Origin of the sequence: Streptomyces scopuliridis (assembly GCF_042790125.1) — a bacterium.
GTDB lineage: Bacteria > Actinomycetota > Actinomycetes > Streptomycetales > Streptomycetaceae > Streptomyces > Streptomyces scopuliridis_A.
On record NZ_JBHTZS010000073.1, the window covers coordinates 1 to 1,488 of the forward strand.

2 protein-coding genes are annotated in these 1,488 nt (G+C 66.0%); one reads left to right on the forward strand and one right to left on the reverse strand.

Annotation, left to right across the window (positions count from 1 at the left end):
* The first annotated feature begins 81 nt into the window (after window positions 1-81).
* Window positions 82-564, forward strand: a complete 483-nt coding sequence (locus ACFRKB_RS38890) for a hypothetical protein (RefSeq protein ID WP_383111299.1) — start codon at window positions 82-84, stop codon at window positions 562-564.
* Here the strand turns inward: ACFRKB_RS38890 and ACFRKB_RS38895 are convergent.
* Window positions 561-1,459 (reverse strand): IS5 family transposase gene (locus tag ACFRKB_RS38895; RefSeq protein WP_383111300.1). Its coding sequence is split into 2 segments (ribosomal slippage): window positions 561-1,105 and window positions 1,105-1,459, totalling 900 coding nucleotides; the frame shifts between segments, so codons are not numbered across the junction. The genes ACFRKB_RS38890 and ACFRKB_RS38895 overlap by 4 nt on opposite strands.
* Between the last annotated feature and the right edge of the window lie 29 nt (window positions 1,460-1,488).

Consider the following 1,488-nt stretch of genomic DNA (forward strand, 5'->3'; position numbering starts at 1 on the left):
GCTAGGGCGTGTCTGATAATGATCACGTTGCGGCGGCTTTCTCTGTGGAATCGGCTGACTGTCTGTGGGAGGGTCCTGCATGTGATCAGTCAGGATGGCGTTCGGGTCCGCGAGCTCGTACTCGTGGAGGGAGTTCGACCTGCGGACGCTGTGCGTGTTCATCGCGAAGCGCTTCAAGTGCTGCGTTCGAGCATCGACACCGCCCACATCGACGCCTACAGCGATGTCGCCTGGCCGCCCGAGGTCCTGCACTCGTATGAGCGTGCCTTGTTGCTGGCTCGGGAGGAGGCCGTGCACGGCAGCCGCTCCAGGCGCGCTGATCCTGGGATGGGGATCGACATTGATGTTCGGGACGACGGACAGTTCGAAGTTCTGTCGGACTTGGTTCCTTACACAATCAACGCCGAGGGCTGGTGTGAAGGCCGGCTGGTCTTCAGCGCCAGCGACTCGGGAATGGCCCTGTGGATTGAGGTCATGCAGGAACAGGAAGCAGCACTCCTGTCCCGATTGGATCAGCTGGGGATCCCCTCGGGTGCGCTCACGGTCCTGGCAGCCGGGCGTTAAGCCATTGCCGGCCCGGGCTCGCGGAGCCAGAGGATCAGTGAGGCAAGGCGGAGTCCGGCCTGGTAGCGGTCCGCCAGCTTGTCAAAGCGGGTCGCTACGGCGCGGAACTGCTTGAGCCGGTTGAAGCATCTCTCGACGACGTTGCGGTGCTTGTACGCTTCCGCGTCAAAGGCGGGTGGCCGGCCTCCTCGAGAGCCCCGGCGGAGCCGGTTGGCAACCTGGTCAGAGCGTTCAGGGATCGTAACGGCGATGCCATGACGCCTGCACCAGGCGCGGATCGCCCGGGACGAATATGCCTTGTCCGCCAGGACGCGGGCCGGGCGGGTACGGGGCCGTCCCCGCCCAGTGCGCGGGACACGAACAGCGTCCAGTACCGCCTCAAACACGGTGGAGTCGTTGACGTTGCCGGGTGTGAGCACGAGCGACAGCGGTAAGCCGCGGCCGTCGACCGCCAAGTGAACCTTGGTGGTCAGGCCGCCCCGGGACCGGCCGAGGGCCTGCCGCGTCGCCGAGCATTCCGGATCTTCCAGTTTGTCCCCGTCGGGCTCCCCTTTTTGCGGGCGCCGGCTGCGTGCTGATGGGCGCGATTGATCGTGGAGTCCACCGAAACCGTCCACTCCACCGTGCCCACCGCGTCATCACGGACCTGGACGTGCTCCAACAGCTGGGCCCAGGTGCCGTCCGCCTCCCAGCGGGCGAACCGCTCGTAAGCCGTCTGCCAGGGCCCGTATCGGTCCGGCAGGTCACGCCATGGCGCACCAGTCCGCAACCGCCACAGCACCCCGTTGACCACCTGGCGGTGATCCCGCCACGGGCGTCCGCACCCGTCCGCACCCGGAAGCAGCGGCTCTATTCGCTCCCACGCCGTATCCGTCAACTCGCCTCGACCTGTCACAAGATCAATTATCAGACACGGCCTAGGGC